The organism is Rhizobium leguminosarum bv. trifolii WSM2297 (assembly GCF_000271845.1).
The window spans coordinates 231,696-238,844 of sequence record NZ_JH719392.1 but is presented as its reverse complement, the minus strand read 5'-3'; the positions used below and the strand labels follow the sequence as shown (position 1 = coordinate 238,844).

At 61.1% G+C, this 7,149-nt stretch carries 10 protein-coding genes; 5 read left to right on the top strand and 5 right to left on the bottom strand.

What is annotated here, in order from left to right; translation table 11 throughout:
- On the top strand, positions 1-259 hold a 259-nt coding region (locus tag RLEG4DRAFT_RS01045; protein WP_003574675.1), incomplete at its 5' end, for a WGR domain-containing protein.
- 41 nt (positions 260-300) lie between these two features.
- Here RLEG4DRAFT_RS01045 and RLEG4DRAFT_RS01040 read toward each other — a convergent pair.
- The 5 genes from RLEG4DRAFT_RS01040 to RLEG4DRAFT_RS01020 form a co-directional block, all read right to left on the bottom strand.
- Positions 301-783 (bottom strand): hypothetical protein, encoded by a 483-nt coding sequence (locus tag RLEG4DRAFT_RS01040; RefSeq protein ID WP_003574674.1) that lies wholly within the window; start codon positions 781-783, stop codon positions 301-303.
- A 324-nt stretch (positions 784-1,107) separates the two neighbouring features.
- A complete protein-coding gene (locus RLEG4DRAFT_RS40635; protein WP_003574672.1) occupies positions 1,108-1,275 on the bottom strand; it encodes a hypothetical protein in 168 nt (55 codons plus the stop codon).
- Positions 1,276-1,594: 319 nt separating this feature from the next.
- A complete protein-coding gene (locus tag RLEG4DRAFT_RS01030; RefSeq protein WP_003574670.1) occupies positions 1,595-1,918 on the bottom strand; it encodes a DUF736 domain-containing protein in 324 nt (107 codons plus the stop codon).
- A gap of 1,060 nt (positions 1,919-2,978) precedes the next feature.
- Positions 2,979-3,794 carry an endonuclease/exonuclease/phosphatase family protein gene (locus RLEG4DRAFT_RS01025; protein WP_003574669.1) on the bottom strand — a complete coding sequence of 272 codons (816 nt, stop codon included), beginning with the start codon at positions 3,792-3,794 and terminating at the stop codon, positions 2,979-2,981.
- A 96-nt stretch (positions 3,795-3,890) separates the two neighbouring features.
- On the bottom strand, positions 3,891-5,354 hold the full coding sequence (locus tag RLEG4DRAFT_RS01020; RefSeq protein WP_037093058.1) for a phospholipase D-like domain-containing protein: 1,464 nt from the start codon (positions 5,352-5,354) through the stop codon (positions 3,891-3,893).
- A 163-nt stretch (positions 5,355-5,517) separates the two neighbouring features.
- Between RLEG4DRAFT_RS01020 and RLEG4DRAFT_RS01015 the strand changes: the two genes are divergently transcribed.
- From RLEG4DRAFT_RS01015 to RLEG4DRAFT_RS40630, 4 genes are all read left to right on the top strand, one after another.
- Positions 5,518-6,159, top strand: coding sequence for a UdgX family uracil-DNA binding protein (locus RLEG4DRAFT_RS01015; protein WP_003574665.1), 642 nt, complete (start codon positions 5,518-5,520; stop codon positions 6,157-6,159).
- A gap of 143 nt (positions 6,160-6,302) precedes the next feature.
- The gene (locus tag RLEG4DRAFT_RS01010; protein ID WP_003574663.1) at positions 6,303-6,557 is read left to right on the top strand and encodes a DUF2934 domain-containing protein; all 255 of its coding nucleotides are present in this window, start codon (positions 6,303-6,305) and stop codon (positions 6,555-6,557) included.
- Positions 6,558-6,694: 137 nt separating this feature from the next.
- Positions 6,695-6,877 carry a hypothetical protein gene (locus tag RLEG4DRAFT_RS01005; RefSeq protein WP_003574662.1) on the top strand — a complete coding sequence of 61 codons (183 nt, stop codon included), beginning with the start codon at positions 6,695-6,697 and terminating at the stop codon, positions 6,875-6,877.
- A gap of 10 nt (positions 6,878-6,887) precedes the next feature.
- Positions 6,888-7,061: a hypothetical protein gene (locus RLEG4DRAFT_RS40630; RefSeq protein ID WP_003574660.1), complete on the top strand. Its 174-nt coding sequence runs from the start codon at positions 6,888-6,890 to the stop codon at positions 7,059-7,061.
- Positions 7,062-7,149: the final 88 nt, after the last annotated feature.

Genomic DNA, 7,149 nt, shown 5'->3' with positions numbered 1-7,149 from the left:
CTTATTCGGCGGGGCGTCGCTGGTGCGTTATTGGGGCCGGATCGGCACCAACGGACAGGCGAAAATCAACACCTATGATGATCCTCACAGGGCGAAAGCGGCTTATTGGCAGCTGGAGCGGGTCAAGCGTCGTCGCGGCTATAAGGAACCTGAGGCCAGCAAGAATTCCGCCTCGCATGACGTCGCAATTTTCGCTGGGAAGCGAGCACACATCCCGACATTGTTGCCCAGCCTGCAAGCCGAGAACGTCGACGATTAAGAGGCGACCGTCGCCGCCGCCAAGACATCTTGGGGCTGCCATTATCGCCAGGATTGAAGGGCGCGCGCTGCATGAACGGCGATGCCGGTCTCGCTTGTGATATCCCTTACGATCGGCGCCAGCGAGCCAAGTTCGTCTTCGGCAAGTGCAACCAGCTCTGGATAGTCGATATCGACGCCACTGTCGTCGGTAGCCAAAGCGTTCATCCAGTCGCTGCCGTTGACGCGGAATTCATGCGTGTCGCAATCGATTTCGAGATCGTCGAGCAGATTGATCGTGAAGCGCCGGAAAATCTCGATCTCGCCCTCCAACTGATAGGCGGCGAACTCGCCCTCGCCAGCGAGAAGGTTACGTTCCAATGCCATGATGACGTGGATCCGATCGATTGCCGCGTCGAGCCCCTCGACCAGGCGATCGTGAAGCTGTCCCGAGAAATCGTTGTCGCAGCCGAAGCGGTTTGCGAGGACGACGAGCCGAAAGCCGGCAAGCTTGGTGTAGAGCATGAGGTTCTGATCGGTTGTCATGATGTGATCTCCTTCGTTGATGACGGAGATCGGCCACTCCTTGGCAAAGAGGGGTCAAGGACCGCGGAACGCGGCTCGCAAGCGGGGGAACCGATTTTTCCAGAGCACAGCGGCGGAAAAATTGGGGGAGACCGCGCCGTCCTTGACGCCGGATTTGCTGGAGTAAAATAGGACGTCAAAGAGAGAAGAGACCCGCGGCCCCGAAGGGGACGCGACCGTATCCGGCGTGAGCCGGCGGGAGTGTCGAGGGATAAAATCCCTGACAGATCGGCGCGGCCGGTCGATCCGGCCGGCCGGGCTCATGGACGTGGCGACAAGCCTCCGTCAAAACGGAGGCTCGGGGTCGATGCGGCCGTCCTGTTCGGCCCAGATCACCTCGCGTTCGGCCAGCGCCAGTTCCAGCTCGTTCTCGATCTGGCGACGCTCGGCCGGATCGGCGTTCCGCAGCTCGGCGGCCAGCAGCTCGATGATTTCGTCGATGCAAGTGGTCATTGTCGTCTCCTTGACGTTGTGAAAGACGACGCCCGCGGTCATGGCGGGATGGAGGGGTCAAGGATCGCGGAACGCGACCGGCGGAGCCGGCGAGTGGGGGAGCCGATTTTGTCGGAGCGGAGGGAACCGGAGCGGCGGCAAAATTGGGGGAACCACTCGTCCTTGAGGCCTTCATGCCGCCATGGCACCCTTCGACCGACTGAGCAGACCTTCCCCTCCCCGTATCGCACCAGAAAAGCCGGCAGCGGGCTCGATGCCCGCTGCCGGCTTGATTGTTGCGGGAAGGGCCAGCCCCGGTGATGGGGCCGGCCCAGTCGCCTCAGGCCGGGCTGTTCCAGAGGATGACCTTCTTGCCGGGCTCTCCGCCGGGAGCCTGGGCGACGTTGCCGAAGATCACGCCGATCTCGGGAGCCTCCAGCTTGACGGAGAGGTACTCTTCGCCAGTCAGGCGAGCGATGCGGTTCCAGGCGGCGCCAATCTCGAAGCCGGTCTTGCGGTGGATGATGCGGTAGTCCGGCGCTTCGTCGCTCGCCTTGCTGGCGTTCGGGACGATGGCGATCGGCGCATTCACCCGGATCGTCGCGAAGATGCCTTCGAGGCTGCCGTCGGTCTTCTGGGTCAGGGTTGCGATCGTGGTGGCCATGGTATGTCTCCTTCGGTTGCTCGGGACCATTCCCGATGGCGCCCGAAGAAGGGGCCGAGCCGCAGGCGTCACCGGAGCGCCAGCGCAGGGGAACCCCTTGCGGGTTGACGCTGATGGTGGCCGGTCCCTTAGAAAGGCGACACAAGAAAACGGGAATGGTCCTGAACCGCGACCGATGGGAGAGACTGATTAGGTCATCCGATAGCGCCCGTGCCAGGAGCTCCTGCCCTGATGTCCTGGCGCGATCCAGATGGTTACATGCCTTCGGCGTATCTCCCCAGCCGCTCAGTAGCCCACGCAATATCTCTTAGCTATCAGCTATCAACACTGGAACTAATTTCATCCCGTTGCGGCGCCATCAGGGGCTAATGTCCCACGGCCCGCTCCGCGATGTCTTCACGACCTCGTTCTGCAGTAGACCGGTTTGAACGCCCAGGCGAACTCTGCGACCGAAGATAGCCGGACATGCGCCGTTAATGAAATGCTGGCCAGTTTTGTAGTCTTAGGCTGTAGCGTGTGTGTCGACGCTCCCCTGTGCGAGTTAGTGCGCCGATCAATGAAGAAGGCAATCCGATCAATTGTGGGCACTATCGTCGTCACTGAAATGCCGAACTGCGCCTATCACCTCGCCGGAAATTTTTGCTCAAACGGCACCATACTCTCTGCGTCATACGAGAAGTTCGGCCGATCGGTGTGTTGCCAATTCCATTGCGTGAGTTATAGCCGCCCTTTCATACCTCAAGTTGGCGCCGGATACGTGAGCTATTGCAAGTCATTCTATCGCTCACATGGTCACCGGCGACGGATCAGCGTGTGCCTTTGACCGGTAGCATCAAGTTCATGAACTTTTATTCCTTTAACCGAGACGATATCCCCTTGCCGGCCGATGCTGTTCATCGCCGGCGACCAGGCGCACTCTAGGGAATTCAGCGAAGATACCTACAAGCGTGCCGCCGAACCAAAGGAACGCGTCTGGGTCAGGGCGCAGGCTATGTCGATCTCGACGACCGCGTGGAGCTGATTTCCGTTCGGGTGACTGAGCGTTGCCCACGGTCTTCTGTTAACTAACCACTGGCTCCAAATCGACCAGCGCCTTGATCGGCAGATGATCCGAGGCGATACGCGCGAGCGGCGTATCATGCGCCTCCACCTCGGAGATGATCCCCTTGCGGTTGGCGATGATGCGGTCGAGTGCCAGGAGCGGCAGGCCGGCCGGGAAGCTCGGGACTGCGGGCGGCAGTTCTCCGAAGGCGGATTGGAAGGTGTTGAGTGAGGAGCGGTCGCCGAGCCGCCACTCGTTGAGGTCGCCGAGCAGAATGGTCGGCATCTCCCGTCTGTCATTGATGAGTTCGACCAGCATGCGGGCCTGCTGGGCTCTGTTATGGCGCAACAGGCCGAAATGCGCGGCGATGATGCGCAGCACCCCGCCCTGCTCGAGCTCGATCTCGGTGACGAGGGCGCCGCGCGGTTCCAGGCCCGGCAGCTTGACCTGATGCACGTCATGCACCAGCCCCTTCTTGAAGAGCACGACATTGCCGTGCCAGCCATGCGCCTTGGCCATGCCGGCCACCGGCACCGGGATCAGTCCGGTCTCCCGCTCCAGCCGGCCGAGGTCGAGAAGGCCGGTGCGCTCGCCGAAGCGCGTATCGGCCTCCTGCAAAGCAATGACATCGGCGCCGATTTCATGGATCACTCGGCTGGTGCGTTCCGGATCGAAGCGGCGGTCGGTGCCGACGCATTTATGCACATTATAGGAGGCGATCAACGTCCCGGCGCTGCGCGGCCTTGTCTCCGTGTAGGTCGGGTCGAGCCGCTTTTTCCTGCTCCGGATCGAGGCAAGGATGCTGGCGGGAAGATTGTGTTTTCTGACGTGCATCGGCCGGCGCACTTGTTCCGTTGATCAAAAAAGGCTTCTCTCGGCAGTATAGGCGGCCGGGCAAAACTTGCCATGTCCGATCGCAAATAATCCCCTTCAGAGATAGGGCGAACCCAGCCACAGCACCTTCTCGAGCAGCCGCACGGGGAAGGGCCGGGCTCGCAAACCGTCAAGCGTCACCGGCGTTGCCGATTTCAACGTTTCCTCGATATGCTCGTCGATCTCGCCCGCAAAGCCTTCGTTCAGCACTTCGAGATCGATCTCGAAATTCAGCCTGAGCGAGCGCGGGTCGAGGTTGGACGAGCCGACATAAGCCCAGGTGCCATCGATCGTCAAAAGCTTCGAATGGCTGAAGCTGCCGGTCGAGCGCCAGATCCGGCAGTAACCCTTGAGGATCTGGTCGAATTGCGCCGTCATCGCCCGGTCGACCAGCACGAGGTTGTTGACCGCGGGCACGACGATATCGACTTCGACGCCGCGCCGTGCGGCTGTCACCAGCGCACTGATCAGCTCGCGATCCGGCAGAAAATAGGGAGACATGATCCGGATCGACTGGCGCGCCACGGAAAAGGCGCCCATCAGCATCTTGTGGTTCGTCTCGACGCTGCGATCCGGCCCGGAGGCGACGACGCGCATCAGGATCGGATCGCCGGGGCTGCGCTGCGGTGGCTCGATGCGCCATGCCTCAGCGTTCAACAGTTCCTGAGTGGAGAAGCGCCAATCCTCGGCGGCAAGGTCGAAGAGGTCGGCAACGACCGGGCCGGTGACGCTGAAATGCGTGTCATGCGCAAAACTCTCGCCGCTCGCCTCCTCGCTGAAGCCCGCCCTGATGTTCATTCCGCCCGTCAGCGCGATCTTCCCGTCAACGATCAGGATCTTGCGGTGGGTGCGCAGATTGGCATAGGGCAGCCGCAAGCCCATGATGACATTGCCGTTGAAGACGGCGACGGTGACCCCGCCCTCCCGGAGATGGCCGAGAATGCTCGGCACCGAATACCGTGCACCGACCGCGTCGATCAGCACCCGAACCTCGACCCCGCGCTTGGCCGCAGCGATCAGAGCATCGGCGATGCGAAGACCGATCGCGTCGCGGTCGAAAATATAGGTTTCGAGCAGGATGCTGCGCTCCGCCGCGTCGATGATCGATTTCATCGCCGCATAGGCCTCATCGCCGGTCTCCAGCATGTCGATCGTATTGCCTGAGGTCAGCGGATTGCGTGTCACCCGGTCGCCGAGCGTCTGCAGCGCCGCAAAGCGGCGTCCGAACTGGCTGATTACCGTCTCGGCCTCGGCGTCGAATGTCTCCAACTCGTCGAATTCGGCGGAGGGCAGCAGCGCGTCGCGGCGAATGCTCAGCGATTTCCGGCGAATGCGGTTGATGCCGGCAATCGCATAGAGCACTGCGCCGATGATCGGAGAGAGGATGATGACGCCAACCCAGCCGATCGCCGCGCGCACCTCCTCCTTGGTCATGGCGGCATGGATCGCCGCCGCGGCCCCCATGGCGATCGAAACGACAAAGAGGATATGCGGCCAATAGGTCGACAAGAGATAGAACATCGCTGGCAAATATAGCCGGGAAACGGCAGCGTTCAATCGCGCCTGCTCTCTCCCATGACGCGAATTTTTCGCAGTGATCATTTTTCCGGTCCGGGCCGCCCGTTTCGCCGCGGGAACAATCCCGGTGCACGACGATTGATCCCGAAGAGATGAGGATCGCATCATGACCATCGCCGCAAGCGTCGGCCCCGCCTTGGCACTCGACGTCGCCAATGCGGCAAGCATTGCCGAACTGCGGCATCACGCAGAAGGCTGCACCCGCTGCGATCTCTACAGGAATGCGACGCAAATCGTCTTCGGCGAAGGGCCTGGGAAAGCCGAGATCGTCCTCGTCGGCGAACAGCCGGGCGATCAGGAAGATCTGGCAGGCAGGCCCTTCGTCGGTCCCGCCGGCCGGCTGCTCGATCGCTGCCTGGAGGAGGCCGGTCTCGACCGCCGGCGCTGTTATGTCACCAATGCGGTCAAGCACTTCAAGTTCACCGAGCGCGGTAAACGGCGGCTGCATGCAAAACCCAATGCCGGTGAGATCAGGCGTTGCGCCTGGTGGCTTGGCGCGGAGCTCAATATCATCAAGCCGAAACTCGTCGTCACCCTCGGCGCAAGCGCGCTTTATGCGCTGCTCGGGCCAAAGGCGAAGCTGACGCCGGAGCGCGGCCAAATCCTGCATCCGGCAAACCGTCCGCCTGTTCTGGTTACCATCCACCCCTCCTACCTCCTGCGCATTCGCGACGAGGCGGAGCGACAGCGGCTACGCCTGGAATTCGTGTCAGATCTGCACAAGGCGGCGGAGTTTCGGCCCCGATGAATGGCGATTTTCAACCCTGATATGCTGCAATGCGAAATATTTGCAGTTGCAGCACGATTTCGCTTGAAAGAACTCTCCGCCTCTGGAACCATCCATGCAGTATCGCGTTCGAACGACGGCATCATGCGACTGGAGATCAAGCGATGGCAGAAACTCGGGACGAGTGGATCAAAAAACGTGCATACGCCCTCTGGGAAGAAGAGGGCTATCCGACAGGGCGAGAATCCATCCATTGGGAACAGGCAAGACACGAGCGCGAAGCGCTCGAGGGCTCCGCTGCTTCTTCCGACGGCAAGGAGGTCAAACCCAAGGCGAAGCGCAGCGTCGCCGGCAGCAAGACGAACGGCGTCGTGACACCGGCACCAAAACGGACGGCGAGCCGCAAGACGGCCCTTTGAATGCCGAAATCAAACAGCTGGATCAAAAAAGGGCGTCGTCGCGGCGCCCTTTGATGCTTTTTGTCATAAGCTTGAATTAGTTGTGCATTATCGAATTTCCGGAGGATGGGCTTCCATGCGGGGGTGACAGAGGCCGGATGACGCTGCAAGCTATGAGGCTTCATAAAAAAGTTGAGCCCTCGCCCGACAACCGGGAACAAGAATATACGCTTGCGGTTTATGGCGAAACCGGGGAAGTTGCCATGAACGACCGCTGTCCGAATATCCTTTCCGTCGCGCTTGCCGCGACCGGCGGCCGCGCTTCGGGCGCGATCGCCTAGGGGGATGGAGATGTCGCTGCTTGCCATCGCCGCCCTGCTCTATCTCGGTCTCGCGCTGGGCTTCATCCTTGTCGTCGACAATCTTGTGGGCCTGGTTTTCCGCGACCCTCGCGCGCCGGCGCAGCCGTCCTTTTTCAATATCGGCCGCGCTTTCGCCGCATCGCAAAAGCTCTCTCGGAAATAACAGCCCGCGGGCGACTGTTCTGCGCTTCCGTGAAAACCTGAACGACCCTGGCCGGAACTTTTGGGCTCCGCACCAGTTCAATTCCTTT

Excerpts from the sequence above, each read along its gene's own strand:
- RLEG4DRAFT_RS01040 (WP_003574674.1), bottom strand. The coding sequence starts at position 783 with ATGACAACCGATCAGAACCTCATGCTCTACACCAAGCTTGCCGGCTTT.
- RLEG4DRAFT_RS40635 (WP_003574672.1), bottom strand. The coding sequence starts at position 1,275 with ATGACCACTTGCATCGACGAAATCATCGAGCTGCTGGCCGCCGAGCTG.
- RLEG4DRAFT_RS01030 (WP_003574670.1), bottom strand. The coding sequence starts at position 1,918 with ATGGCCACCACGATCGCAACCCTGACCCAGAAGACCGACGGCAGCCTC.
- RLEG4DRAFT_RS01025 (WP_003574669.1), bottom strand. The coding sequence starts at position 3,794 with ATGCACGTCAGAAAACACAATCTTCCCGCCAGCATCCTTGCCTCGATC.
- RLEG4DRAFT_RS01020 (WP_037093058.1), bottom strand. The coding sequence starts at position 5,354 with ATGTTCTATCTCTTGTCGACCTATTGGCCGCATATCCTCTTTGTCGTT.
- RLEG4DRAFT_RS01015 (WP_003574665.1), top strand. The coding sequence starts at position 5,518 with ATGACCATCGCCGCAAGCGTCGGCCCCGCCTTGGCACTCGACGTCGCC.
- RLEG4DRAFT_RS01010 (WP_003574663.1), top strand. The coding sequence starts at position 6,303 with ATGGCAGAAACTCGGGACGAGTGGATCAAAAAACGTGCATACGCCCTC.
- RLEG4DRAFT_RS01005 (WP_003574662.1), top strand. The coding sequence starts at position 6,695 with ATGACGCTGCAAGCTATGAGGCTTCATAAAAAAGTTGAGCCCTCGCCC.
- RLEG4DRAFT_RS40630 (WP_003574660.1), top strand. The coding sequence starts at position 6,888 with ATGTCGCTGCTTGCCATCGCCGCCCTGCTCTATCTCGGTCTCGCGCTG.